Genomic DNA, 26259 nt, shown 5'->3' on the forward strand with positions numbered 1-26259 from the left:
GCCGGTCCGTCTCCTTTGTGCTATACTGAACCGGTTATCAAAGCGGTGGGAATTCCGCCGCTTTCATTTTGCCCCGGACGGGGCGCGAAAGGGATGTTGCAAAGTGGCGGTTCTCAGCCAAGTTGCGGTGATGATGATATTGATTCTGGCGGGCATGCTGTGCTGCCGGCTGCGTTTGCTGCCAAAGGAGGTCAACAAAAGCCTGTCCAACCTGGTGCTGCTGGTGGCCAGCCCGGCGGTCATCCTGGTTTCCTACCAGAAGCCGTTCGACGCGGCCCTGCTGGCCGGTCTGGGCTGGTCCTTCCTGTTGGCGGCAATCTGCTTTGCCGCGGCGATTTTGCTGCCGGTTCTGCTGCTGCGCGGCGGACGGAGCAGAGAAGCGCTGGCGGTGGAGCGGTTTTCCGCCACCTACTCCAACTGTGCGTTTATGGGTGTGCCGCTGATCCAGGGGGTCTATGGGCAGGAAGGCGTGTTCTACCTGACCGCTTTTTTGACGTGCTTTAACCTGCTGGTCTGGACGCACGGCGTGATGGTGATGAAGGGGGAAATAACGCGCAGTTCCGCCCTGAAGGCTTTGCGGTCCCCCGCAATCCTGGCAACGGTGCTGGGCTTTGTGCTGTTCCTGTGCAACGTAACCATCCCGGCGGTGCCGATGCAGGCGCTGACCGCGGTGGCGAACCTGAACACGCCGCTCGCCATGTTTGTGGCGGGCGCGACGATCGCGCAGACCAACCTGTTTGCGGCGCTGAAAAAGCCGCGGATTTATTATCTTTGCTTTCTAAAACTGCTGGTGATCCCCGGCGTTTGCATGGCGATTCTGCGGCTGCTGCCGGTGGACGGTATGGCGGCGGGCGTCAACCTTCTGGCGGTGGCCTGTCCCACGGCGGCGACCGGGACGCTGTTTGCCATTGAGTATGGAAAGGATTCCGGATACGCGTCTGAAATCTTCGCGCTGACGACTCTTTTTTCGCTCGCAACCCTGCCTCTGGTCATGGCGGTTTGGGCCATATAAGATAAGGGAAATTTGTGCCGCCGGTTCCTTTATGCGCGATACTGACGGCGCCTGCTGAAAGGAGGCATTCGCATTGGGTCTGGAATATTATCAAGCGGAGCTGCAAAAGAGCATAGAAGCCTGCGGCGCGCTGCAAAAGAAGTACAACCGCATTTCCCTGCTGCGGCTGTTCGTCTTTTTATTTGCCGTCGTGTCGTTCGCGGCGGGCATTTGGATGCGGAACGTGATTGGATATGCGGCGGGGGCGCTGGGCTTTCTGGCGTTCCTGCTCCTGCTGCGCGTACATGAAAAGGTGGCGCGGGAGCAGCGCCGGGAACAGGCGCGCCGAGAGACGTTGGAGCGGTATACCGGCCGGTTTGATGAGAGGTGGAAATCATTTCCCGACGACGGCGCGCCGTATCTGTCGGAGGATTTTCCACAGGGGCGGGATTTGGACCTGTTTGGGAAAGCTTCGCTGTACCAGTTGGTCTGCATCGCGCGTACAAAAATGGGCCGGGACCGGCTGGCAGAAAGCCTGCAGAATATCGCGCCGGACCGCGCGGAGATTCAGCGGCGGCAGGGGGCGGTCAAAGAGCTGGCGGAGAAGCCTGCGTTCGCGGTCGAGCTGGAATGTCTGGCCGGGCAGATGCCGCCGGGTCTGGACAGCGGCGAGATGCTGGCCCGTTTTGCGGAGGCGCGTAAAATGCCGAAGGGTTCGGCCTTTTTAAAAATCCTCGCGTGGGGCCTGCCGTTCCTGACGCTGTTTTTCCTGCTCTCCGCATTGTTGGGCATTCAGACGCGCTGGAGCATGGTGGGCTTTGACGTGCTGCTGATCGTGCAGATTCTGTTTGCCCTGCTGGGACACCGGCGGAACCAGGCGGTCCTGCGCCCGGTTTTTGCATTTCAGGCCGGCGTGGAGCCATACCGGGCGGTTTTTGCGCTGCTGGAGCGGGAGCCGTTTACAAGCGCATACGGCAAAGAACTGAAAGAAAAGCTGACGCGAAACGGCGGCGCGGTGCAGGCGCTGCAGGAATTGGAATCCATTGCCGGGGCGGTCAAGCTCCGCTTTAACGGCCTCGGCTACATCCTCTGCAACAGCCTGTTGATGTGGGATTACCATTGTGTCGGGCGGTTTCAGGAGTGGAACGCGACGCACGGCGCCGCGATGCGCGAATGGCTGGAAACCGTCGGGGAGATCGAAGCGCTGGCCAGCCTGTCAGTGTTGTGCAACGTCCGGGAAAGGACCGTTTTCCCGGAAATCGGGGGCGCGGAGCCGTCCCTCTCGTTTGACGACCTGCGTCATCCGCTGATTCCGGAGGAAAAAGCGGTGGGAAACGGTTTTTCCCTGCGTGCCTCCACCTGTGTGGTGACCGGCTCGAATATGTCCGGCAAAACGACGTTCCTGCGCAGCATCGGCGTAAATTTGCTGCTGGCCTATGCGGGCGGGCCGGTGCTGGCAGAGCGCTTCCAGGCCTCGGAGCTGGCGCTGCTGACTTCCATGCGCATTGAAGACAGCGTCAGTGAAGGCATCTCGACCTTCTATGCGGAGCTGCTGCGCATTAAGAAGATTGTGGAATTCAGCCGGACCGGCAAACCGATGCTCGCGCTGATCGACGAGATTTTCAAGGGGACCAATTCCCGCGACCGCATCCTCGGCGCGACGGAGACCATCCGGCGGCTGTCGGTCCCGCACGCGCTGACCATTGTGACGACGCACGATTTTGAGCTGTGCGAGCTGGAAAACGACCGGACCATCCACGCGGTCAACTGCCATTTTTCAGAGCACTATGTGGGCGACGAAATCCGGTTCGATTATAAAATTCGGCCGGGGCGCTGTAAAACGACGAACGCGCAGCACCTTCTGCGCATGGTGGGGATTCTCACATAAAAGGACTTGTATCATTGTGCATGGTTTGCACAAAATTCTGACAAAATGAAGCGATCTCCCCCTGCCTGCGGCGGGGGGAGATCGTCGGTTCAGCCGGTTTTTATGCAAACTGCCAATGATGATACAGGCCTTTTTATGGAGCTTATATACTCGCTCTACAGTCAAAATTTCCTCTGGAAAAATCCGCAAAGCTGTGATAAAATAGAACTAACGTTTGGATACGCTGGGCTCCAACGCATACCGATTTTCCATGCGGCGGATCACAATGCAGTATGTGACGATCAAGGGGATCGTCGCACCCAGCCAGGCGATGGGGTCCGCCAGGCAGACGCCCAGATAACCGAGCGGCGCGGCAAGCCCGAAGGCCGCGGCGGTGCGCATAATGAATTCGATGACGCCCGCCATGGTCGGCATGAAGGCCAGCCCCATTCCCTGCAGCGTGTTGCGATAGATGAAGAGCAGGGACAGTACAATAAAGAAAATGGCGGAGATCAGCAGGTAGACGCGCGCGTTTTGCAGCACTTCTTCCGAGGGATTGGTGATGAACAGCCGCACGAAGAGGTCGCCGCAGAAGATCATCAGCAGGCCGCCGCCCAGGCAGAACAGGAAGGAGACCAGCGTGCATTTGCGCACGCCCTCGCGGATGCGGTCGATGCGGCCCGCGCCCAGATTCTGCGCGGCGTAGGTGGCCATTGTGATGCCGAAGGTATTCATCGGCTGCATGGCGAGCTGCTGGACTTTGGAGCCGGCGGTATACGCCGCAATGGTGGCAGAGCCAAAGCCGTTTAATGCGCTTTGCAGCACCATGACGCCGGTGGCAGTGATGGCAAACTGCAATGCCATCGGCAGGCCGACCCGCAGGTGGAGCAGCGCGGAAAAGCCGTCCAGCTTCCAGTCGGATTTTTTCATCCGCAGGATCGGGAACTTTTTCGCCGTGTAAACGACGCAGAGCAGCGCCGCCGCCAGCTGTGCGATGACCGTGGCGACGCCCGCGCCCGCCACGCCCATTTGAAAGTTCAAAATGCAGACGAAGTCTAAAATGATGTTGAGCACACAGGCGATAATCAGGAAATACAACGGGGTCTTGGAGTCGCCCAACGCCCGCAGGATGCTGGAAATCATATTGTAGAAAATGGAAGCGCCGGTGCCCGCGTAGATGACGATGATATACGCGTAGGCGTCCTGGATGATGTTGTCCGGCGTATGCATCAGCTGCAGCATCGGCATGGCGGCGAGTATGCTCAGGACGGTGAGCGCCGCCGTGATGATGAGGCAGAGCCATGTGGAGACGGCGACGGAATGCCGTACGCCGTCCGGATCGTTCGCGCCGAACCGCTGGGCGGTGATGACCGAGAATCCGCCTGTTACACCGGTGATAAAGCCCAAAATCAAAAAGGACATGCCGCCCGTCGCGCCGACCGCGGCCAGCGCGTCCGTGCCGATGGTCCGGCCGACGATGATGGTGTCCGCCATGCTGTAGAATTGCTGAAAAACGTTGCCGATCAACAGCGGAATGGAAAAGGTGAGGATCAGCCGGATTGGGCTGCCCGTGGTCATATCTCTGGTCAAATAGGTCCCTCCTGCCGGCGGGTTATCCGCTCGAAAACCCGCGAAAAATGCAGTTCCAAGGATAGCATTTTTGCAAAATCCGCGCAAGAGAATTGCACCAATTGACCCTGTAGAAAGTTTGGAGAACATGGAAAACAATATTGTAACAATTCACGAGATAAGAAAGGGGAGGTTGTGAATGATTACCATCAGCTTATGTATGATCGTCAAAAATGAAGAGGACGTGTTGGCGCGCTGCCTGGACAGCGCGCGGGATATTGCGGACGAGATCATCGTGGTGGATACCGGGTCCACGGACCACACCAGGGAGATTGCGCGCCGTTACACGCAAAAGGTCTACGATTTTGCCTGGGTGGACGATTTTTCCGCCGCCCGCAATTTTTCTTTTTCCAAAGCGGAGATGGACTATTGCCTGTGGCTGGACGCGGACGACGTTTTGGAGGCGCCCGACCGGGACGCGTTTTTGCGGCTGAAGCAGACGCTTCCGCCGTCGGTCTGCGCGGTGATGATGCGCTATGACACGATGTTTGACGCGAACGGCGCGCCGGTTTTTTCCTATTACCGGGAACGGCTGGTGCGCAACGGGAGGGGCTTTACCTGGACCGGCGCGGTGCATGAGGTGATCCGATTCGATGGAGAAATGCGCTATGCGGACGTCGCGGTAACGCATCGGAAGACGCGCCCTGCGGACCCGGACCGCAACCTGCACATCTATGAAACGCAGCTTGCGGCGGGGAAGACGCTGGAGCCGCGCGAATGCTTCTACTATGCGCGGGAACTGTACGACCACGGGCGCTTTGAGGAAGCGGCGCGGCGGTTGGAAGCATTCCTCGACAGCGGCGCGGGCTGGCGGGAGAATGAGATCGAGGCGTGCCGCCAGCTTGCGGCCTGTTATTATCATTTGGAGAACGAGTACAGGGCGGTTGCGTCCCTGTTCCGCAGCTTTCTCTATGACACGCCGCGCGCGGAAATCTGCTGCGACCTTGGCAAGTATTTTCTGGACCGGCAGAAATATCAACAGGCGGCGTATTGGTACGAGCTGGCGCTCAGTTGTCCGCGCCGGGATTGCGCCGGCGGTTTCATCTCGGTGGATTGTTACGGATATATCCCGCTGATGCAGCTCTGTGTCTGCTACGACCGGATGGGAGACCGTGAACGGGCGCGCCAGTACAACGAGCGCGCCGGGCAGCTCAAACCAAATGACGACGCCTACCTGTATAATAAGGCGCTGTTTGAAAAACAGCGGGCGGTCTGAAAGAGGAGGCTTATGATGAAGCATGTATTAACCGTACAGACGGCCACCGGGCCGCTGACGCGGAACGGATCACGGATAAACCGTACGGGTGGTTTGGAAATGAAGGAGCAGTGCCATGCCGAACGATAAGTGGATTGTGCCGGAGGAAATCTGCGCGGTGTTGGAAACGCTGGCGGAACCGGACTATCAGAAATTTGCGTCCTCCCTGCTGCCCGGTGTGCCGGAGGTTTTGGGCGTGCGCTTGCCCCGTTTGCGCAAATTGGCGAAAAGGATTGTCAGAGAAGACTGGCGCGGGTTTTTAAAGCAGTCGAAGGGGCGGTCTTTTGAGGAAAAGATGCTCCGCGGGATGGTGATCGGCTATGCGCCGTCGACGCTGGAGGAACGGCTCGCCTATGTGGAAGCCTTTTTGCCGGAGATCGACAACTGGTCCACCTGCGACAGCTTTTGTTCCGGGCTGAAATTTGCCAGGGAGGAACCGGAACGGGTCTGGGAATTTTTGCGGCCGTACCTGCGGTCGCAGGAGGAATTCACCGTGCGCTTCGCCGTGGTCATGCTGCTCTTTTATTTTGTTCAGCCGGACGGGATCGGCCGGGTGCTGCGGGCGTTGGACGGGGTAAAACACGAGGGGTATTATGCCAGAATGGCGGTTGCGTGGGCGCTTTCCGTCTGCTATACGGTGTGCCCGGCGGAAACCATGGCATATTTCAAAACCTGCGCACTGGACGACTTTACTTTTCATAAGGCGCTGCAGAAGATCACGGAGTCCCGGCAGGTCGGTGCGGCGGAAAAAGCGGTGATACGGGCGATGAAACGAAAGGGGCAGAAATGATTCTGAGTGTAAGCCGGCGGACGGATATTCCCGCGTTTTATATGGACTGGTTTCTGCATCGCCTGCGGGAGGGCTGGCTGCTCGTTCCCAATCCGCGTGCGCCGCACCGCCTGAGCCGCGTACGCTTGACGCCCGACGTGGTGGACGGCATGGTCTTCTGGACAAAGAACCCGGCTCCCCTGGTCAAACGGCTGCGTGAACTGGAATCGTTTGGAAGTCCTTTTTATGTGCAGGTTACGCTGAATGCCTATGGCGTGGAAATGGAGCCGCATTTGCCGCCGCTGCGGGAACGGCTTGCAGCGTTCCGGCGTCTCAGCGAGGCGCTTGGTCCGGAGCGCGTTGTCTGGCGGTACGACCCGGTGCTGCTCAATTCGGCTTATACCGTGGATTGGCATCTGCATACCTTCGCAGAGCTGGCGCGGAAGTTGGAGGGAAGCACGCACCGGTGTATCTTCAGTTTCCTGGACTTTTACCGGAAGATACAGGGAAAGATCGACGCCCGGCCCGCGCGTCAAAAAGAGATGGAACAGCTCACCGCCGGATTCCATGCGACGGCGGAACCCATTGGTATCCGACTTTTTACGTGTGCGGAAAGGGTCGATTTGCGTGCGTTTGGCGTGGATCCCGCCGCCTGCATCGACCGCGCCCTGCTGGAGCGGCTCTCCGGATACCGTCTGCGTGTGAAGAAAGATCCGAACCAGCGCGCGGCCTGTGGCTGTGCGGAGAGCGTCGAGGTCGGCTGTTACGATTCCTGCCCTTATGGGTGTGCATATTGCTACGCCACGGCCGGGAGAGAAGCCGTCCTGCGGAATGTGAGCCGCCACAGCGCATCGTCTCCGCTGCTGATCGGTACGCCGGGGCCGCTGGATCAGATCACGGAGCGAAAAATGGAGTCGTGCCGCGTTTTGCAGACCTCCCTCTTTGAAAACGCTTGACATCCGGCGGTAAAACGGATATGCTCTACCTTGTAAAATTGACTGCGTCGGAACAGAGAGGTGCAACATGACCGAAAAAGAAAAGATGCTGGCGGGAAAAGCGTATATTTCCTTTGGTGAGGAGCTTTTGAAGGAACGGCAGGCCGCGAAAGAATTGCTGTTTGATTTTAACAATCTGCGCCCTTCGGAGCTGGAGGCACGGGAAAAAATATTACGCAAATTGTTTGGCAGAGCTGGCCGGGATTTTTTTGTTGAGCCGCCGTTCCGATGCGATTATGGGTATAATATCACCGTTGGGGATTCCTTCTACTGCAACTATAACTGCGTGATCCTGGACTGCTGCCCGGTGGAAATTGGAGACAACGTGCTGTTCGGACCGAACGTCAGCCTGTTCGCCGCAGGACATCCGCTGCACTACGCGCCGCGCACTGCGGGACTGGAATACGGCGCGCCGATCCGCATCGGCAATAACGTCTGGCTGGGCGGCGGCGTCATCGTCAACGGCGGCGTTTCCATCGGGGACAACACCGTGGTCGCCTCCGGCAGCGTGGTCACAAAGGATATTCCAGACAATGTGCTGGCGGCGGGGAATCCGTGCCGCGTGCTGCGTCCCATCACGGAGGAGGACCGTCCATATTATTTTAAGAGGCTGAAGATCGAGGAGCAGGAGGGCTGAAGAGTGAAAAGCCGTTACCAAATCGTAATTTTTGACCTGGATGGAACGCTTTGTGAGTCGGGCGACGGCATTCTGAACAGCGTGAAATACGCGTTGGAGAAGGTGGACTGTCCCGTGCCGCCGCCGGAGGTCCTGCGCAAGTTCATCGGACCGCCGATGGGACAAAGCTGCCAGAAATACTGCGGTATGACGCCGGAGCAAGCGGCGGAGATGGTCGCATTTTACCGGGAACGCTATAACGCCATCGGTTGGCTGGAAAACCGGCTGTATCCCGGCATCGCGGAATTGCTGAAGGAGTTGAAGGCGGGCGGGGCAAAACTGGCGACGGCGTCCTCCAAGCCGAAGGCGGCGCTGGTGCGCATCATGGAGCATTTCGGCATCATCGAGGACTTTGACGCGCTGGCGGCGGCAGGGCCGGACGGCTTTCATTCCAGCAAGCCGGAGATGATTGAGCAGGCTATTGCGGGCTGTGGGGGCGCGGATAAGCGCGATGTGGTCATGATTGGGGATACGCATTTCGACGCGGAGGGCGCGCTGGAGGCTGGAGTGGATTTCATCGCGGCGGCATACGGATACGGCACCAAAGAGGAGTTGCGCACAGCTGGCGCATGCTGTTTTGCGGACACGGTGGAAGCGCTCCGGGCGCTGCTGCTGCCGTCATAAAAACTTTTTAAAAAATCTTTTTCCGCCGGGGTTGACAAACTGTGCTAGGATATGGTATATTAGTCAAGCACTCTTGAGTGAAGCATGATGCTGGTGTAGCTCAGTTGGTAGAGCAGCTGATTTGTAATCAGCAGGTCAGGGGTTCAAGTCCGTTCACCAGCTCCACACCTGCGGCACATGCAAAACGCGGAGATGATCCGCGTTTTGAAACCGCTTTTACAGGTGCACAATTAAATACGGAGGAGTTCCCGAGTGGCCAAAGGGGGCAGACTGTAAATCTGTTGCTTTTCAGCTTCGATGGTCCGAATCCATCCTCCTCCACCATGAGAAAACCCGCATTGCGTCTAGCTTTGCGGGTTTTTTGTCGTTATTTTGCATCCTGTTATGATTGTGCTGTATGTACACTAAAACCCACAAAAATTTATTAAATAGGGGTAGGAACAGGGGTGTAAAAGCAGGGCTTAACGCGAGATGAAACTGCGTTAGGATAAGTATGCGGAAGGCGGAATAAGCACCGTCTACTATGGTCCAACGATGGTTTGTTGTTTGTGACCTACGACCAATATCAAACGTTTCTGGAAATAATTTAAAGGGGACCGTGAACGATGGAAGAGAAAAAATAATTACCCTGGATTTGACCGACTGCAAATATTTGGGAGAGATACATCAAAGAATTAAAAAAGCTTTTGATTTTCCCGATTTTTATGGAGAAAACTGGAGTGCGTTTATGGATTTGCTTTGGACCGAGTGCGACGCGAACCGAATTATTGTATTGGGAGAACATACCGTGCCGAAAGAGCTTGAACCAAGTGTAAAAATGATCAATGAGATTTTACAGGAGTTAAAGGATTTTCGGGCAGAGTTCAATGATTTTATAGAGATAGAAATCTACAGTTGATCGGTCAACGATTTGCAGGAAGTTTTGAGTGCGTCTTTTTACAAAGCGATTTTTCCAGATGAATTTGAAAAACAGTTATTGATAAAAAAGTCCGGATACGATTGGCATCCGGATTTTTTTCTTATCCGTCGGGAATCTTAGAAAAATTTGCGCTTTGCTTATTTTTAGAGCAGACGATACCGTTTAAGGACGGATTCTCATATTGTAAAAGTATTTTTTGGATAAAAACGCTTGACAAACCAAACTGTAATCTATATAATAACAGATAGAAACTGATACAAACAAAATTACAGTTAGGGGTTGACGCGCTTGAAACGAAAAATTGCAGCGGGGTTTCTGTTGTGTTCCGCTGTCTTTTTAACAGCCTGCGGACAGGCAAATGAGGGAGTTCCGTTTTCTGGGAGTTCCGCTGCGGAAAGCAGCCGGGGTTCGTCGGCGGGTGCGGAAGCCTATCATAAGATCGATGCGGAAGAAGCCAAAAAAATGATGGAGGCGGGCGGTGTCACCGTGATAGACGTCCGGACGGCGGAGGAATATGCACAGGCGCATATCGAAGGCGCGGTTTTGCTTCCGGTGGAGACCATCGGAGAAGAACAGCCGGAAGAGTTTCCCGACTCGGAATCCACAATTCTGGTCTATTGCCGTACCGGCAGGCGCAGTAAAGCGGCCTCCGACCAGTTGGCCGCGCTGGGGTATCAAAATGTCTATGACTTTGGCGGCATTGTGGATTGGCCGTATGAGACGGTTGCGGAGGAGGCGTAAGATTTGACAAGTGAGTTCGGCGTGGCGGTCCACGCGCTGGTATTTTTGAATCACAAGGGCCGGACGGTTTCCAGTGAGGAGCTTTCGCAGAATATCTGCACCAACCCTGCGCGTGTCCGCAAGATTATGGCAAAGCTCAAACGGGCGGGGCTGCTCTCCACCAAGGAAGGAGTTGACGGCGGGTATCTGTTTTCCCTGGATCCGGCGGCGGTCAGTCTCCGTACGGTCAGCGAAGCGCTGGAGGTTCAGTTTGTTACCTCCGCCTGGCGCAGCGGGGATACCGATATGAAATGCCTGATCGCCTCCGGCATGGCGGACGTTATGGACGGTATTTACAGTGATCTGGACCGGCTCTGCAAGGCGCATTTGGAACAGATTACGATTCAACAAATTGACGAGAGAATTTTCAGCAAGAAATGAAAGGGGTGTCTTATGATGAAAAAGATAGATGCGGCAATCATTGGATTTGGCAAAGGCGGCAAAACGCTGGCCGGCGCGTTGGCAGCGGCGGGGAAACAGGTGGCGGTGGTGGAACGCTCCGATCAAATGTACGGCGGCACCTGCATTAATGTGGGCTGCATTCCCACCAAATCGCTGGTACATAGCGCCGAGGCTTCTGATGCGCAGGGCGGCACATTTGAGGAAAAATCCGCGCGCTATGCGGCGGCGATTGCAGAAAAGCGGCGCTTGACCGGCATGCTGCGCAAAAAGAACTTTGATAAATTGAACGACCTGCCCAATGTAGACGTCATGCATGGGACCGCCTCTTTTACCGGCCCGCATACATTATCCGTACAGACGGCGGAAGGCAGGGAAGAAATAGAAGCGGAACAGATTTTTATTAACACGGGCGCAAGGCCGTTTATTCCGCCGATTCCCGGCCTGCAGGAAAGCGCGCACATGTACGTGAGCGAGTCGCTGATGGATTTGGAAACGCTGCCGAAAAAGCTCGTCATCATCGGCGGCGGGTACATTGGCATGGAGTTTGCTTCTATTTACGCCAATTTCGGCTCCTCCGTCACGGTGATCCAGGACGGCCCGGTTTTTCTGCCGCGTGAGGACGAAGAGATTGCCCGGGAGGTTCTCAAAAGCCTGACGGACCGCGGGATGCGGGTCCTGCCGTCCGCACAGGTCGCTTCTGTACGGGATCAGGGGGATCGTGCGGTTCTTTCCGTGCAGACGGAAACAGGCGCGGAGGATCTGGAGGCGGACGCCATCCTGGTGGCGACGGGCCGCCATCCCAATCTGGAGGATTTGCATCCGGAGGCCGCGGGGGTGGAGCTGACCCAGCGCGGCGCTGTCCAAACGGACCAGTTCCTGCGCACGACGGTTCCGCACATCTGGGCGATGGGCGACGTGGCGGGCGGTTTGCAATTTACCTATATTTCACTGGACGATTTCCGGATCGTGAAATCCCAGCTCCTGGGAGACGGAAGCCGCAGCACGAAAAACCGCGGCGCGGTCCCCTACAGCGTCTTTCTGGACCCGCCGTTCTCCCGCGTGGGTCTGAGTGAGAGAGAGGCGAGGGAGCAGGGGTATGATGTAAAAATTGCCAAGTTGCCGGTGGCGGCGATTCCAAAGGCACAGGTGCTCCGCAAGACCACAGGGCTGCTGAAAGTCGTGATCGACGCAAAGACCAACCAAATTTTGGGCGCGCATCTGTTTTGCGAGGAATCCCACGAGGTCATCAATTTAATCAAGCTGGCAATTGACGCGAAGCTGCCTTATACGGTTCTGCGCGACAGCATTTACACCCATCCGACCATGAGCGAGTCGCTGAACGATTTGTTCGCGTCCGTTCAATAAAAACCTGAATCCAAAATAAAGGAGGTCCTTATGGGCTTTTCAGTTGAAACAAGTATTTCTGCGCTTACCGTTTTTTTACAGGGTATTGTGAGCTTTTTCTCCCCGTGCGTGCTGCCCCTGGTGCCGCTGTACATCGGGTATTTGGCGGGCGGCACCAAAACGATCGATGAACACGGCGCGATTCAATACCAGCGCAAAAAGGTGATGCTGAATACACTGTTCTTTGTCATCGGCGTCAGTTTTGCCTTTTTTCTTCTGGGGTTCGGCTTTACCACGGTGGGCCGGTTCTTCAGCGGGCAGAAGATGCTGTTGGCCCGCATCGGCGGCGTAATCGTCATCCTGTTCGGCCTGTTCCAGCTGGGGCTGTTCGGTTCCCGCTCGCTGGGACAGGAGCACCGGCTGCCGTTCCGGCTGAACAAGCTGGCAATGAACCCGTTGGTCGCGCTGCTGCTGGGCTTTACGTTCAGCTTTGCGTGGACGCCCTGCGTCGGCCCCGCCCTGGCGAGTGTATTGCTGATGGCGACCTCCGCGGCTTCCTCCGCGACGGGATTTATCCTGATCGGCGTATATACCCTTGGCTTTGTGCTGCCGTTCCTGGCGGTGGGACTGTTTACCAGCACACTGCTGGACTTCTTCAAGAAGCATCAGCAGGTGGTCAAGTACACGGTCAAGGTCGGCGGCGTGCTGATGGTCCTGATGGGCGTGATGATGCTGACCGGCTGGATGAACGGCATCACCGGTTACCTCTCCAGCTTTGGCGCGGGCCAGCCGGCTTCGTCGGGAGCAGCTGTAAGCGAGCCGTATGAGACGCCGTCTAGCTCCGCATCTTCCAGCGAGCCGGATGCGCCGTCTTCCAGTGAAGCGGGGGGCAGCGGAGACCCGGATAAAATCCCGGCGCCCGATTTTACCCTGACCGATCAGTTTGGCAATACGCACACGCTTTCGGATTACAAGGGAAAGACGGTGTTCCTCAACTTCTGGGCGACCTGGTGCGGCCCCTGTCAGCAGGAGATGCCGGATATCCAGAAGATGTATGAAGAGCACAATAAGAATGAGGACGATCTGGTGGTGCTGGGCGTTGCAAACCCCAAAACGGATACGAATCCCAACAATGCGGACGTGTCCGAAGAAGAAGTCAAGCAGTTTTTGGATGAAAACGGCTACACATATCCGGTGGCAATGGATACAACCGGCGAATTCTTCGCAGAATATGGAGTGACCGCATTCCCGACCACCTTTATGATCGACAAGGACGGCAATGTGTTCGGCTATGTGACCGGCACCTTGACCGAAGATATGATGAAGAGCATTGTCCGCCAGACGATGGAGGGCAAGCGGGACAATTAAAAACAGACGGAAGTTACAGGAGGAAATTAAAATGGCAGTTGTAGAATTAACCAAAGAAAATTTCAGCGAAGAGGCCCTGCAGGCGAAGGGAAAGGTTTTGATTGACTTTTGGGCGACCTGGTGCGGCCCGTGCCGCATGCTCTCCCCGGTGGTGGATGAGATCGCGGAAGAAGGCCACGAGGGCCTCAAGGTCTGCAAGGTCAACATCGACGAACAGCCGGAGCTGGCGCAGCAGTATCAGGTGATGAGCATCCCGACATTGCTTGTGCTCAAGGACGGCGTCGAGGCGGCTTCCTCTGTGGGAACCAAACCGAAGGCCAAAATCTTAAAAATGATTGAAGAAGCATAATGTAGAAACAGTGGTTGAATCATCCTGCGTGTTTTGCATAAAAAGGAACGGGATAGAAACGGCTCCCCCATCAAAGGGGGAGCCGTCCGGCTATTCTGCGTTAACAGATATTACAAATGCTGTGCTATTTGATTTGGCTGATCGAATACAGCTTCTTTTCCGTTTGGTGATAATATTGCCTGGGACGGGAACGATAAATACCAGTGGAAAGGATGGTGCGCGATGCGTTTAAAGGAAATCTATTATGCGGGCGGCTGCTTTTGGGGCGTGGCGGAATATTTTTCCCGCATTCCCGGCGTGATGGAGACGGAAGCGGGCTACGCCAACGGGGAAACAGAGAATCCGGGCTATGAAGACGTATGCCGGGGCGATACCGGCCACGCAGAAACCGTGCGCGTGCGGTACGACCCGGAAGTTGTCTCGCTGGAAATCCTGACCGACCGGTTTTTCCAGATCATCGACCCTACCAGCCGCAATCGGCAGGGAAACGACGTGGGAACGCAGTACCGGACGGGAATCTATTACGCGGACCAATCCGACCGGCCTGTTCTGAAACAGGTGATGGACCGCGTGCGCGCCGTGCAGAGCAGGCCGATGGAGACGGAGCTGCAGCCCTTGCGGCGCTTTTATCCGGCGGAAGCGTACCACCAGGCGTATCTGCAAAAGCATCCGGGCGGCTATTGCCACGTTGACTTCAACAGCCTGCGCGACCTGGAGGTGCGGGACGGCCGGGTTGCCCTGCGCGCGTACCGGAAGCCCTCTGACGAGGAGCTGCGCAGGCGCTTGAAGCCGGAACAATACGAGGTGACGCAGTGCGCGGCGACGGAACGTCCCTTTACCGGCGCGTACTGGGACTTGCAGGAACCGGGGCTCTATGTGGATGTGACGACGGGGGAGCCGCTGTTTTCGTCCGCGGATAAATATGATGCGGGCTGCGGCTGGCCCAGCTTTACCCGCCCGGTGAACGGCGACGCGGTGCGGGAACGCCCGGATGTCAGCCACGGGATGCGCCGCATCGAGGTGAAGAGCCGAATGGGGGACGCCCACCTGGGGCACGTGTTTCCGGACGGCCCGCGGGAGAGCGGCGGTTTGCGATATTGCATCAACAGCGCGGCGTTGCGGTTTATCCCCTATGACCGGTTGGAGGAAGAGGGCTACGGCGCTTACAAAGAGCGGATCAAATAAAACGATAACAAAGAAGGACGGTCCCGTTGTGCGGCGGGACCGTCCTTCTTTTTTGCGTTCAGAAATAACAGTGGAACCCGTTTTCCAGAAAAACCGTTTGATAGTCCTGCAAATCGGACTCGTGCAGCGCCTTTGCGTCGTGTAACCGATACAGCTTGCTGAGAAAGTCGTATTTCTTTTCCCCGAATTGATGAAACGGCAGCAGGTTGACGTCTTTTGCGCCGAGCGTTTTCAAATGCGCGCAAAATCCGGCGGCGTCCTCCAACGTATCGTTAAAACCGGGGATGACCGGGATCCGGACGATCACCTGCTTGCCTGCGCCGATAGCGGCCTTCAGGTTTCGGGCAATCAAATCGTTTGGGACGCCGGTGGCCTCTTTGTGCTTTTCGCTGTCATAATGCTTGCAGTCGAACAGATATAAATCAAGAAACGGCAGCAGGCGGGCAAAGGTTTCCTCCGGCGCGAAGCCGGTGGTTTCCACAGCGGTGTGCAGACCGTGTTCTTTCAGCGCTTGCAGCAGCTCCGCCGCAAAATCCGGCTGGGCCAGCGGTTCTCCGCCGGAAAGGGTGACTCCGCCGCCGGATTCCTCGTAAAAGTCCCGGTCCTGCACGCATGTGCGCACGACTTCCTCCACGGTATACGGCTTGCCCTCCAGCGTCAGCGCCCTTTGCGGGCATTCCTGCACACAGCGTTCGCACCCGGTGCAGGCGGGCGTGCTGAACAGGCGGCCGTCCCGCCGTGTAACCGCCGCTGCCGGGCAGGCTTCCATACAGTGTCCGCAGTGGATGCACTTTGCAGCATCCCAAAGCAGCTGCGGCCGCGCGCTTTGGGACTCCGGGTTGGAGCACCAGTAGCAGTGCAGCGGGCAGCCCTTGAAAAAGACCGTGGTGCGGATACCCGGACCGTCGTTGGTGCTGAACTTCTGAATATTGAAAAGGAAACCCTGCGTCATATCGATCGCTCCTTTGTTGTTTGCATCTTTCTATAATCCTATCGTATCACAAAATCGCTGATTTGCAAGCAAAATATTGTATTTAAAATAAATTTTACTTTCATTCGTAAGTTTATAGTTGACAAATGAATATTTTGTGCTATACTGATATTGTAAAGAAAAGGAAGTGGGGTGGAACCATGACGGGCAGGCATACCAGGATACTGGAGCTTTTAACAGAGCGGCAGAAAATGGAGGTTGCGCAGCTCGCGGAGCTGCTGGGTGTCTCCCAGGTGACGGTGCGCAAGGACCTGGATCAGCTGGAGGCGAAGGGGCTGGTCAGGCGGGTGCACGGCTGCGCGGTCATCGGTTCCAGCGACGACCTGAACAACCGGCTGGCGTATCATTACGACAGCAAAAAGAAGATCGCCCAGGCCGCGGCAGCGGACGTGCGGGACGGGGAAACGGTGATGATTGAGTCCGGCTCCTGTTGCGCGCTGCTGGCGGAGGAACTGGCAAGCAAAAAACGGGATATTACGATCGTCACCAATTCCGCGTTTATCGCCGGTTATATCCGCACCGCGCCGCATGCGCGCGTGATCCTGCTAGGCGGCGAGTACCAGCCGGAAGCGCAGGTGCTGGTTGGTCCGATTGCCCGGAAATGCGCGCAGGAGTTCTTTGTCGATAAGCTGTTCATTGGAACAGACGGCTTTCATAAACAGAGCGGTTTTACCGCGGGGAACCTGATGCGCGCGGAGACGGTCCGGGCCATGGCCGAGCAGGCCGGCCAGGTGACAATTCTGACGGAGTCGGAAAAATTCAGCCAGCAGGGCGTGGTTTCCCTCCTGCGGCTGGAACAGGTAAGCCGGGTGTTCACGGACGACAATATTCCGGAAAGCGCGGAGCAGGCGCTGGCATCGCATGGGATAGAGGTACATAAAATTTCGATCGGATAAGAGACGGAAGGGAGCGGCCTTATGGAACAATATGCAATCGGTGTGGATATTGGCGGAACCAAAATTGCCTATGGCCTGTTTGACGGGGAGAAAAAGCTGGTCTATAAGAAAAAGGAACCCTCCAACCCGGACCTGGAGGCGGAACCGTTTTTCGATCAGGTGGCGGATACGGTGAAGGGAATTCTCAGGGACTTCCATCTGGTGCCGGAGCAGGTGCGCGGCGTGGGGATCGGCATGCCCTCGTATATCCTGTTTGAGGAAGGGCGCATCCTGAAAACGACCAATCTTACGAAGATCAAAGACTTTCCCGCCAAAGCATATCTGGTGCAGAAGCTGGACGGCATGCGCGTGATTCTGGACAACGACACCCACGTGGCGGCGCTGGCCGAGCACAGCCGGGGCGCGGGGCGCGGCTTTAAGCACATGATTTACTGCGCGGTCAGCACGGGCATCGCCAGCGGGATCGTCATCAACAACGAGCTGTTCCGGGGCCGCTACGGCTGGGCCGGGGAGAGCGGACACGCGATCATTACGCCGCATCAGGGAATCCGCTGCGGCTGCGGGAACGAGGGCTGCCTGATGTCGTATTGCTCCGGGTCCATGATCGTCAGGCACATCCGCCAAAAAATCGCGGACGGGGAACCGACCGTGATGGCGGAGCTGGCGGGCGGCGCGGAGAAGATCACCGCCGTGCATTTGCAGCAGGCGTTCGACCAGGGCGATCCGATGGCGATATGGGCGGTGGAGCAGATGGCGCAGTATCTGGCGATCTGGCTGTACAACCAATATGAAATTCTGAATATCAACTGCTTTGTATTCGGCGGCGGGCTGGTCCACTTTGGGGACCGCCTGTTCCCAAGAGTACGCGAGCTGTTTGACGAATATAACGACAACGACCTTCCGGTCTATTTCAAGTTTGCCGAGCTGGGCGACGATTTCGGCATTGTCGGCGCGGCAGAGCTGCTGTACTGATTGAATAAGAACAAATGTGAATGTGTGACAGGAGGATAATCCATGAGCTATTTTGGAGAACTGACCCCGAGAATGCACGACTTCCGGGAGGAATTGCTGAATGCGAAGCCGCAGGTTTGTGTGGAGCGGGCGGTACTGACGACGAAGACCTATCAGGAAAACCAGGATCAGCCGCTTGCAATCAAGCGCGCGCTGATGCTGAAAAATGTGCTGGACGGCATGACGATTTTTATTGAGCCGCAGACGATGATTGCGGGCAATCAGGCGTCTTCCAACCGCAGCGCTCCGATTTTCCCTGAATACGCCATGAAATGGGTCATCGACGAGCTGGACCAGTTTGAGCACCGCGACGGCGACGTGTTCTATATTACAGAGGAAAACAAGCAGAAGCTGCGTGACATCGCCCCGTACTGGGAAAAGAATACCCTGCTGGACCGTGGGCTGGCGGCTTTTCCGCCGCATTCCAAGCTGTATTACGACCTGGGCATCATTAAGTCTGAGGGAAACATCACTTCCGGCGACGCGCACTGCGCCGTCGATTACGGCCGGATGATGCAGGTGGGCCTGAAGGACTATGCCCGCCGTGCGCAGGAAAAGCTGGATGCGCTGGACTTGACCGACTATAAAAATATCCATAAGAGCTATTTCTACCGCGCGATCCTGATCGTGGTGGACGCGGTGCGGAATTTTGCCAAACGCTACGCGGATCTTGCCGCGGATATGGCGGCGAAGGAGCCGGACGGCAAGCGCCGGGCGGAGCTGGAAGAGATGGGCCGTATTTTGAACAAGGTACCGTATGAGCCCGCCGGTTCTTTCCGCGAGGCGGTGCAGTCGCTCTGGCTGGTTCATCTGGTGCTGCAGATCGAATCCAATGGTCACAGCCTTTCCTATGGGCGGATGGACCAATACCTGAATCCGTATTACGAAGCCGATTTAAAGGCGGAGAAGATTACAGAGGAAGAGGCGGATGAACTGCTGTGCAACCTCTGGCTCAAAACCTATACGATCAATAAAATCCGTTCCTGGAGCCACACGCAGTTCAGCGCGGGCAGCCCGCTCTATCAGAATGTGACCATCGCGGGCCAACATGCGGACGGCAGGGACGCGACCAACCCGCTGTCCTGGCTGATCCTCAAAACCGTCGCGCAGTGCCATCTGACGCAGCCCAACCTTACCGTGCGGTATCATCACGGCCTGTCCGATTCGTTCATGCGCGAATGTGTGGAGGTTGTGCGCTGCGGATTCGGCATGCCGGCGTTCAATGACGACGAGGTGATTATCCCCAGCTTTATCGAAAAGGGCGTCAAGCCGGAGGATGCGTACAATTACAGCGCCATCGGCTGTGTGGAGACGGCGGTTCCCGGCAAATGGGGCTACCGCTGCACCGGCATGAGCTTCCTCAACTTCCCCAAAGCGCTCCTGATTGCCATGAATGACGGCATGGACCCGGCTTCCGGCACCAGGCTCTGCGAGGGCGTGGGACATTTCCGCGAGATGCAGTCCTTTGACGACGTGCTGGCCTGCTGGGACAAGGTCATCCGCGAGATGTGCCGCCAGTGTACGATCATCGACGCCACCTGCGACATGGTGCTGGAGCAGGATACGGCGGACATTCTATGCAGCGCCCTGACCGACGACTGCATCGAACGTGGCCTGAATATGAAGGAAGGCGGCGCGGTTTACGATTTCATCAGCGACCTGCAGGTGGGCATCGCCAACCTGGCGGACAGCCTGGCGGCGATGAAGAAGGTGGTCTTTGAAGACAAGGCAGCCACCCCGGCACAGTTGTGGGACGCTTTGCAGGCAAACTTTGCGGGGCCGGAGAACGAACGCATCCGCCAGCTGCTGCAGGACGCGCCCAAATACGGCAACGACGACGACTACGTCGATCAGTTGGTCGTGGATGCCTACAACACCTACATTGACGAGATGAAGAAATATCACAACACCCGCTACGGGCGCGGCCCCATCGGCGGCGTGTACTATGCGGGCACCAGTTCCATCTCCGCCAACGTCCCGCAGGGTGCGGGCACGCTGGCGACGCCGGATGGCCGCAAAGCCGGGGAACCGCTGGCGGAGGGATGCAGCCCCAGCCACGCGGCGGATAAAAACGGCCCGACTGCCGTGTTCAAGAGTGTTGCGAAGCTGCCCACCGAGGAAATTACCGGCGGCGTGCTGCTGAACCAGAAGGTCACCCCGCAGATGCTGGAGAAAGAGGAAAACCGCAATAAGCTGGTCATGCTGCTGCGCACCTTCTTTAACCGCCTGCACGGCTACCATGTGCAGTTCAACGTGGTCAGCCGGGAAACGCTGCTGGACGCGCAGAAGCATCCGGAAAAGCACCGCGACCTGATTGTCCGCGTGGCGGGGTACAGCGCGTTCTTCAACGTTTTGTCCCGCCAGACGCAGGATGATATCATCGAACGCACGGAACAGGTCATCTGATTGCATAGATAGAGAGGAAAGGAAGCCATCATCATGGAATTTTTGTTTGACAGCGCCAATCTTGCGGATATCGAGAAATACAGCGCCTGCTTCCCGATTACGGGAATTACCAGCAACCCGAGCATCCTGAAGGCGGAAGGAAAAATCGACCTGTTTGCCCACATGCGGAAGATCCGTTCCCTGATCGGCATGGATAAGTCGCTGCATGTGCAGGTGATCGCGGAGGACTGTGCGGGGATTCTGGACGAAGCGCACGCGATCCTGCGGAATATCGACGATCAGGTTTATATCAAGGTGCCTACCACGGAGGAGGGCCTCAAGGCGATGCGCGCGCTGAAAGCGGAGGGCGTGAACGTGACCGCTACCGCCATTTACAGCAAAATCCAGGGCTTTATGGCGATTGCGGCGGGTGCGGATTTCATCGCCCCGTATTACAACCGCATGGAGAACCTTGACATCGATTCCTGTGAGACCATCGCCGCGTTCCGGCAGATGATCGATTCCTGCGGCGCACAGACGAAAATCCTGGCGGCCAGCTTTAAAAACGTGGCGCAGGTGACGAACGCATTGCTGGCGGGCGCGCACACCGCGACCGTCCAGCCCGGGCTGCTGCACGAGGCGTTCGGCATGGCGGCGATCAAAAAGGCTGTGGATGATTTCCACACCGATTGGGTCAAGGTGCAGGGCGACGTTTCTATCACAGAATTGTAAACTGCAAAAAGGAACCGTGCAGCCGTGTGCGGTTTGCACAGGATAAGATTAAACGCCCCCGCCTTTTAGCGGGGGCGTTTCAAATTCAGCCTGTTTTTGATTTTGCCGATCATAAGACAGCTCTTTTATCGGGATGCGCGGTATTCCTTTGGGCTGATCTCCAGCAGGCTTTTAAACTTCAGGGAAAAATAGCTGGGAGATTCAAACCCGCATTGCCGGCTGATTTCCGTAATAGTCCAATCCGTTTCCCTGAGCAGGCCGGCGGCGGCCGAAATGCGGTGCTTGAGCAGATACTGCATCGGGCTCAGGCCGATGGTCCGCTTAAAGCAGCGCAGGCATTCCCGCTCGCTGATGGAAGCGGCTTTTGCAATGTCCGCCAGGGTAAGGGAATCCGCATAATGCGCGTGGATGTATGCAAGCATCTCCTTTACCCGCAATGCATCTGCATTGGCGCCTGCGCGGTCGTCTATGGCGTCCGGGTAATGGCTGACGATCAGGTACCACAGCCGGGACAGCTCCTGCTGTACCAGCAGTTCAAAAGCGAACGGTTCTTTCTGACAGGCGTCAAAAGCCTGTTGGATACACTGAATCGCTTCCAGATGCCAGGGAAGCCCTTTGTGGAAATGGATGGCCGGAAGGCTGCTGCATGCCAGAAGGGGCCGCACATACCGCTGTTCCAACGTACTTTCCGGCATCCCGGCAATCAGGCTGGGGTGAAATACAAGCGAATGGATTTCACAGTCCCCGCCTTGTGCGGTGGCGGCCTGCGGAACGCCGGAATTGAGGAAGGCGCCTTCGCCCGCGTGGATTTCATATCGCTGCCCGACCAGCTCCAGCAGCAGCGTTCCGCTGCATACGAATAAAACCTCTGTTTCGTCGTGCCAGTGCCAGGCGATTTCCCGGTTGGCCTCCTGGCCGATGGTGGTGGCGTAACCGCCGCAGGGGAACATGGGGGTGCCGCGCCGGTCAACTTCCCGCTGATGCGCGTCGATGGTCAGGGGGCATTCCTGAATGGGCATCATGATCGCTCCGTTCGTCGTTTTTGTGATAGGATCAGTCGCAATCCTGCTTGTTTTCACTTGATTTTGACGGTATTATGATAGCAGAAAAACGGCAAACGAAAATGACACAGCGAAATGATCGGGAGGAAATTAATGATGAAATTGGAGCATGTGGCGATCTGGACGCATCAGCTGGAGTCGCTCAAGGATTTTTATGTACGGTATTTCGACGCGGAGCCCAATAAAAAGTACGTTTCGGAAGAGGATTTTGACGGACGGTTTACATCCTATTTCCTGTCCTTTTTTTCCGGCGCGCGGCTGGAGCTGATGACGCTGGATTGTATCCCGCAGGGAGACAACATCAGAGGGTTTGAGTCGACCGGGCTCACGCACATCGCTTTTTCGGTCGATACGCCGGAGGAGCTGGATCGGATTTTTGACCGGCTGGAGAGCGACAGGGTTCCGATCATCGGCAGACCCCGCATGACCGGCGACGGCTATTACGAGGCCTGTGTCCTGGACCCGGACGGGAACCGGGTGGAGATCACTGTTACGCCGTGACGCAAAAACTTCCTATATATTGTATAGGAGGAAAGCGGGAAAACCCCATGGGTGGGAAACGGCGAAGGCGGCTGCAAATTTTGCAGCCGCCTTTTTCGTGCGGGGTCAGCATTGGAGGAAGTCGAGGAACTCCCAGTTGAATTTTTCCAGCTCGTCGTAAAAGATGCCGTGCCCGCTGTTTTCAAACGGGGACAGCCGGGAATTGGCAATGGCTTTGTGCTGGATTTCCCCCAGCTCAAACGGGACGATCTGGTCCTGCGTCCCATGGAATATGCCGGTGGGGACGCGCACGGCCTTCAGGTCGGCACGTCCGTCCTCGTCGCGCAGGGAATAGGCGGTCATGACGGTGCCAATGCCGGAGGCGGAAAGCCCGAGGTCGCGGAACCAATCCTTGACCGCTTCGCTGTGAGGGCTGTATAGAAGCTGGCGGCTGAAATCCTGGCAGAGCTGCGGCCGGTCGGTTTTGGCCTGACAGATCAGCGCGTCGGTGGATTCGCGGCTGTTCCCATAGGGGAAGTCCGGCGTCCGGTTGAAAATCGGCGCGGCGGCGGCCAGCAGTACCAGCTTTTTGACATTGTAGCCGCGGCAGCGGTTCATATAGCGCAGTACGATTGCGCCGCCCATGGAGAAGCCCACCAGAATAAACGGGCGGAGATTCAGGGAGCGTACCACCTGGTAGATGTCGTCCGCCAGCTGGTCATAGCCGTATCCGCAGCAGGTGGCGTCGGAATTTCCAAAGCCGCGCAGGTCCATGGTGATCACGCGGAAGCCGTGGTCAACCAGAAAGCGTTTTTGGTACTCGTACATTTTTGCGGACAGAGGCCAGCCGTGGATCATCACAACGGTTTCCTTGCCCGCAGGGTTCAAGTCGTAAACGGCAATCTTTGTATTGTCTTTTACGCGCACGTAAAACATAACAGCAACTCCTTTTTCTCCCATCCTATGAGTAAAAAGAGGGGCATGTTCCTAAAAAATGGACAGACCGCTTTCCGGTGTGGTATACTGGTACCGATTTTTGACCAAGGAAAGCGGGGCATGAGGATTGGATACAAAGAGGATTGAAGATGCGGTGCGCGAGCTGCTGCTGGCAGTGGGGGAGGACCCCGAGCGGGAGGGCCTGCTGGAAACGCCGCAGCGTGTGGCCCGGATGTACGGGGAGATTTTCTCCGGTTTGCAGGATGACCCCAAAAATTATCTGAAAATCTTTAACGAGCAGGGCCAGCACGAGGAAATGGTCATTGTGCGGGATATTCCGCTTTATTCTGTCTGTGAGCATCATCTGCTCCCCTTTATTGGAAAAGCGCACATCGCGTATATTCCCAAGGGCGGGCAGATCATCGGGCTGTCGAAGTTTGCCCGCATTGTGGACTGCTTTGCCCGCCGCCCGCAGGTGCAGGAGCGATTGACGGCGCAGATTGCAGATTTTCTTTACGATAATATGAAGCCCTACGGCGTGGCGGTTCTGATCGAGGCGGAGCATCTCTGTATGACGATGCGCGGTGCGCGCGCGGCGGGGTCCACCACGCAGACGTCTGCCCTGCGCGGCTCCATGCGCACGGATGCAAAGACGCGTGCGGAGGTCATGTCCCTGCTGACCAGGGGCAGAGGATAAGGAGGGGTACGATGCGTTTGTTTACAGCGGGCCGTTACCGTATGGAGCTGGACGGCGCCGCCCATGTGATGGGGATCCTGAATGTCACGCCGGACTCCTTTTCCGACGGCGGAAAATATTTTTCTCTCAAAGACGCCGAACAGCATGCGCTGGAGATGCAGGAGATGGGCGCGGCGATCATCGACGTCGGCGCGCAGTCCACGCGTCCCGGCTGGGTGCGGATTTCGCCGGAGGAGGAATTGCAGCGGCTCCTGCCGGTGCTGGATATTCTTGCGGGCCGGGCCAGCGTGCCCGTTTCCGTGGATACCTTTTATCCGCAGGTGGCAAAACAGGCGCTGGCGCACGGCGCGTCCATCCTTAACGACATCACCGGTTTTGCCGATCCGGATATGATACAGACCGCGGCGGATGCGGATTGCGGATGTGTCGTCATGTATCCGCGCGGCGAAGAAGAGGGAAATATCATTGGGCAGCTCAACCGCTTCTTTGCGGAAAAGCGGCGCGAACTGGAGGATGCGGGCATTGAAAAAAGCCGCATCTGTTTTGATCCGGGTATCGGATTCGGAAAGACGTATGAGCAGAATCTGGAGATATTGGCCAACACCGCGGAGATCGACACAGGCGGCTGCGCGCTGCTGATGGCGGCTTCCCGCAAGCGTGTGATTGGCCAGCCCTGCGGCAACCCGCCGTTTGAGCAGCGTATGCCCGGGACGCTGGCGGCGCACAGTATATCTGTATATAGCGGCGCGGATCTGGTTCGCGCGCATGATGTGGCGGAGGCCGTGCAGGCGGCAAAGGTCGCCGCCGCGATCAGGAGGGCAAAGCATGGATAAAATCATCATCAAAGGATTGCGCGTATTTGCGTATCACGGAGTCAACCCGGAGGAGAAGCGGGACGGCCAGCCGTTTGAGCTGGACATTACAGCGCACTGCGACCTGCGCAAAGCGGGCCGCACGGACGACTTGAACGACACGGTGAGCTATGCCAAAATGGCGAAGACGGCGGCGCGCGTCATGACGGAACAGAGCGACGACCTGCTGGAACGCGCCGCGCAGAGGGTGGCGGATGCAATATTGGAGGAGTATCCGCCGATTCAGAAGGTGGACGTTCTGCTGAAGAAACCGGAGGCCCCGGTCAAACTGGAGTTTGCTTATATGGCGGTGTCCATTACCCGCATGAGGGGGGAACTGCATGCGTAAAGCGGTGCTGGGCCTGGGCTGCAACCTGGGGGACCGGCGGGAAAATCTGAACCGCGCGGTGCGGGCGCTGGACCATCTGCCCAGGACAAAGGTGCTGCAGCTTTCCAACTGGTACGAGACGGAGCCGTTTGACGTGCCGGACAAGCAGGCCGATTATTTAAATTTATGCGTCCTTTTGGAGACGGAGCTTTCCCCGCGCGCATTGCTGGGCGCGTGCCTGGGGATCGAGGCGGCGATGGGACGGGAGCGCAAAACCTACCATGCCGCGCGCGTGCTGGATATGGATTTGCTGTTATATGAAGGAGAATATTTTGCAGAGAAAGAGCTGAATCTGCCGCATCCCGGTATATTGGAACGGGCTTTTGTGCTTGTCCCTCTGGCGGACCTGTTTCCTCAAAAAATGGCTCTGGGACTGGATTTTTCCGATGTTTACGACCGGCTGGACAAGAGCGGTGTACAACCTTTTTGAAAAAAATCAAAACTTTTTCAAAAAAAGGTGTTGACAAAAGGGGATGGGTTTGGTATTATAGTCAGGCACCCTACGGAACGGCCCAAACGAAAGGGCGGACGGTGAAAGCCGGAAACCCCAGACGGGAAGCCGGTTTGGACGGTGTAAGGACCTTGAAAATTAAACAACGTGAAAGAAAAGAAGAACCCGTAATGACTTTGAGAGAAAAGCCCGCTTGAAAGAGCGGGAAGTACTTTCGGACGAAGGTT

General features: G+C 56.8%; 28 protein-coding genes and 2 tRNA genes. 25 read left to right on the plus strand and 5 right to left on the minus strand.

Going from position 1 to position 26259, the window contains the following annotated elements; genetic code table 11:
• Positions 1 to 103 precede the first annotated feature (103 nt).
• Positions 104 to 1012, plus strand: a complete 909-nt coding sequence (locus tag I4V53_RS11880; protein ID WP_353616519.1) for an AEC family transporter — start codon at positions 104 to 106, stop codon at positions 1010 to 1012.
• A gap of 73 nt (positions 1013 to 1085) precedes the next feature.
• A complete protein-coding gene (locus I4V53_RS11885; RefSeq protein ID WP_195985912.1) occupies positions 1086 to 2879 on the plus strand; it encodes a MutS family DNA mismatch repair protein in 1794 nt (597 codons plus the stop codon).
• Positions 2880 to 3086: 207 nt separating this feature from the next.
• Here I4V53_RS11885 and I4V53_RS11890 read toward each other — a convergent pair whose 3' ends face one another.
• Positions 3087 to 4448, minus strand: a complete 1362-nt coding sequence (locus I4V53_RS11890; RefSeq protein WP_195985913.1) for an MATE family efflux transporter — start codon at positions 4446 to 4448, stop codon at positions 3087 to 3089.
• A gap of 178 nt (positions 4449 to 4626) precedes the next feature.
• Between I4V53_RS11890 and I4V53_RS11895 the strand changes: the two genes are divergently transcribed.
• The 14 genes from I4V53_RS11895 to msrB all read left to right on the plus strand — a co-directional run bounded on the left by I4V53_RS11895 (position 4627) and on the right by msrB (position 15153).
• A complete protein-coding gene (locus tag I4V53_RS11895) occupies positions 4627 to 5703 on the plus strand; it encodes a tetratricopeptide repeat-containing glycosyltransferase family 2 protein (RefSeq protein ID WP_195985914.1) in 1077 nt (358 codons plus the stop codon).
• A 115-nt stretch (positions 5704 to 5818) separates the two neighbouring features.
• Entirely contained in the window at positions 5819 to 6532 is a 714-nt protein-coding gene (locus I4V53_RS11900) for a DNA alkylation repair protein (protein ID WP_195985915.1), read from the plus strand.
• Positions 6529 to 7467 (plus strand): DUF1848 domain-containing protein, encoded by a 939-nt coding sequence (locus I4V53_RS11905; protein WP_195985916.1) that lies wholly within the window; start codon positions 6529 to 6531, stop codon positions 7465 to 7467. The genes I4V53_RS11900 and I4V53_RS11905 overlap by 4 nt, the downstream gene beginning before the upstream one ends.
• Before the next feature lie 67 nt (positions 7468 to 7534).
• A complete protein-coding gene (locus I4V53_RS11910) occupies positions 7535 to 8143 on the plus strand; it encodes a sugar O-acetyltransferase (RefSeq protein ID WP_195985917.1) in 609 nt (202 codons plus the stop codon).
• Positions 8144 to 8146: 3 nt separating this feature from the next.
• Positions 8147 to 8806, plus strand: a complete 660-nt coding sequence (locus I4V53_RS11915) for an HAD hydrolase-like protein (protein WP_195985918.1) — start codon at positions 8147 to 8149, stop codon at positions 8804 to 8806.
• Positions 8807 to 8895: 89 nt separating this feature from the next.
• Positions 8896 to 8971: transfer RNA gene (locus I4V53_RS11920), tRNA-Thr, on the plus strand.
• A 73-nt stretch (positions 8972 to 9044) separates the two neighbouring features.
• Positions 9045 to 9130 (plus strand) — tRNA-Tyr (locus I4V53_RS11925).
• A gap of 274 nt (positions 9131 to 9404) precedes the next feature.
• Positions 9405 to 9704: a barstar family protein gene (locus I4V53_RS11930; RefSeq protein WP_353616520.1), complete on the plus strand. Its 300-nt coding sequence runs from the start codon at positions 9405 to 9407 to the stop codon at positions 9702 to 9704.
• Positions 9705 to 10013: 309 nt separating this feature from the next.
• Positions 10014 to 10466, plus strand: coding sequence for a rhodanese-like domain-containing protein (locus I4V53_RS11935; RefSeq protein WP_286167139.1), 453 nt, complete (start codon positions 10014 to 10016; stop codon positions 10464 to 10466).
• A 3-nt stretch (positions 10467 to 10469) separates the two neighbouring features.
• Entirely contained in the window at positions 10470 to 10886 is a 417-nt protein-coding gene (locus I4V53_RS11940) for an RrF2 family transcriptional regulator (RefSeq protein ID WP_195985920.1), read from the plus strand.
• 15 nt (positions 10887 to 10901) lie between these two features.
• Positions 10902 to 12272 (plus strand): FAD-dependent oxidoreductase, encoded by a 1371-nt coding sequence (locus I4V53_RS11945; protein ID WP_195985939.1) that lies wholly within the window; start codon positions 10902 to 10904, stop codon positions 12270 to 12272.
• Positions 12273 to 12302: 30 nt separating this feature from the next.
• Entirely contained in the window at positions 12303 to 13619 is a 1317-nt protein-coding gene (locus I4V53_RS11950; RefSeq protein ID WP_195985921.1) for a redoxin family protein, read from the plus strand.
• 31 nt (positions 13620 to 13650) lie between these two features.
• Positions 13651 to 13968 (plus strand): thioredoxin, encoded by a 318-nt coding sequence (gene trxA, locus I4V53_RS11955; protein ID WP_050696591.1) that lies wholly within the window; start codon positions 13651 to 13653, stop codon positions 13966 to 13968.
• 222 nt (positions 13969 to 14190) lie between these two features.
• Positions 14191 to 15153, plus strand: coding sequence for a peptide-methionine (R)-S-oxide reductase MsrB (msrB, locus tag I4V53_RS11960; RefSeq protein ID WP_195985922.1), 963 nt, complete (start codon positions 14191 to 14193; stop codon positions 15151 to 15153).
• A 58-nt stretch (positions 15154 to 15211) separates the two neighbouring features.
• Here the strand turns inward: msrB and I4V53_RS11965 are convergent, their stop codons facing one another.
• On the minus strand, positions 15212 to 16105 hold the full coding sequence (locus I4V53_RS11965; protein WP_195985923.1) for a glycyl-radical enzyme activating protein: 894 nt from the start codon (positions 16103 to 16105) through the stop codon (positions 15212 to 15214).
• A 179-nt stretch (positions 16106 to 16284) separates the two neighbouring features.
• On the opposite strand from I4V53_RS11965, the gene I4V53_RS11970 reads away from it, so the two are divergent.
• Genes I4V53_RS11970 through I4V53_RS11985 form a run of 4 tightly spaced genes read left to right on the plus strand, consistent with a single transcriptional unit; the run spans position 16285 to position 21168 of the window.
• A complete protein-coding gene (locus tag I4V53_RS11970; RefSeq protein ID WP_195985924.1) occupies positions 16285 to 17040 on the plus strand; it encodes a DeoR/GlpR family DNA-binding transcription regulator in 756 nt (251 codons plus the stop codon).
• A gap of 21 nt (positions 17041 to 17061) precedes the next feature.
• On the plus strand, positions 17062 to 18012 hold the full coding sequence (locus I4V53_RS11975; protein ID WP_195985925.1) for an ROK family protein: 951 nt from the start codon (positions 17062 to 17064) through the stop codon (positions 18010 to 18012).
• 42 nt (positions 18013 to 18054) lie between these two features.
• Positions 18055 to 20457, plus strand: a complete 2403-nt coding sequence (locus I4V53_RS11980) for a glycyl radical protein (protein WP_195985926.1) — start codon at positions 18055 to 18057, stop codon at positions 20455 to 20457.
• A 33-nt stretch (positions 20458 to 20490) separates the two neighbouring features.
• Entirely contained in the window at positions 20491 to 21168 is a 678-nt protein-coding gene (locus I4V53_RS11985) for a fructose-6-phosphate aldolase (protein ID WP_195985927.1), read from the plus strand.
• 125 nt (positions 21169 to 21293) lie between these two features.
• Here the strand turns inward: I4V53_RS11985 and I4V53_RS11990 are convergent, their stop codons facing one another.
• Positions 21294 to 22187: a helix-turn-helix transcriptional regulator gene (locus I4V53_RS11990; protein ID WP_195985928.1), complete on the minus strand. Its 894-nt coding sequence runs from the start codon at positions 22185 to 22187 to the stop codon at positions 21294 to 21296.
• A gap of 135 nt (positions 22188 to 22322) precedes the next feature.
• Here I4V53_RS11990 and I4V53_RS11995 point away from each other — a divergent pair, with 135 nt between their 5' ends.
• Positions 22323 to 22730, plus strand: a complete 408-nt coding sequence (locus I4V53_RS11995; protein WP_286167140.1) for a VOC family protein — start codon at positions 22323 to 22325, stop codon at positions 22728 to 22730.
• Between the two features lie 105 nt (positions 22731 to 22835).
• Here I4V53_RS11995 and I4V53_RS12000 read toward each other — a convergent pair whose 3' ends face one another.
• The gene (locus tag I4V53_RS12000; protein ID WP_195985929.1) at positions 22836 to 23645 is read right to left on the minus strand and encodes an alpha/beta fold hydrolase; all 810 of its coding nucleotides are present in this window, start codon (positions 23643 to 23645) and stop codon (positions 22836 to 22838) included.
• Positions 23646 to 23772: 127 nt separating this feature from the next.
• On the opposite strand from I4V53_RS12000, the gene folE reads away from it, so the two are divergent.
• Genes folE through folK form a run of 4 tightly spaced genes read left to right on the plus strand, consistent with a single transcriptional unit; the run spans position 23773 to position 26011 of the window.
• On the plus strand, positions 23773 to 24342 hold the full coding sequence (gene folE, locus I4V53_RS12005; protein WP_195985930.1) for a GTP cyclohydrolase I FolE: 570 nt from the start codon (positions 23773 to 23775) through the stop codon (positions 24340 to 24342).
• An 11-nt stretch (positions 24343 to 24353) separates the two neighbouring features.
• Positions 24354 to 25175: a dihydropteroate synthase gene (gene folP, locus I4V53_RS12010; protein ID WP_195985931.1), complete on the plus strand. Its 822-nt coding sequence runs from the start codon at positions 24354 to 24356 to the stop codon at positions 25173 to 25175.
• Positions 25168 to 25542, plus strand: coding sequence for a dihydroneopterin aldolase (gene folB / locus I4V53_RS12015; RefSeq protein ID WP_195985932.1), 375 nt, complete (start codon positions 25168 to 25170; stop codon positions 25540 to 25542). Before folP ends, folB begins: the two co-directional genes overlap by 8 nt.
• Positions 25535 to 26011 (plus strand): 2-amino-4-hydroxy-6-hydroxymethyldihydropteridine diphosphokinase, encoded by a 477-nt coding sequence (folK, locus tag I4V53_RS12020; RefSeq protein ID WP_195985933.1) that lies wholly within the window; start codon positions 25535 to 25537, stop codon positions 26009 to 26011. Before folB ends, folK begins: the two co-directional genes overlap by 8 nt.
• Before the next feature lie 17 nt (positions 26012 to 26028).
• Here folK and I4V53_RS13895 read toward each other — a convergent pair.
• Positions 26029 to 26259 (minus strand): hypothetical protein (locus tag I4V53_RS13895; RefSeq protein WP_207747909.1); only part of this gene is annotated, 231 nt, incomplete at its 5' end.

Origin of the sequence: Clostridium sp. D33t1_170424_F3 (assembly GCF_015667585.1) — a bacterium.
GTDB lineage: Bacteria > Bacillota > Clostridia > Oscillospirales > Acutalibacteraceae > Anaeromassilibacillus.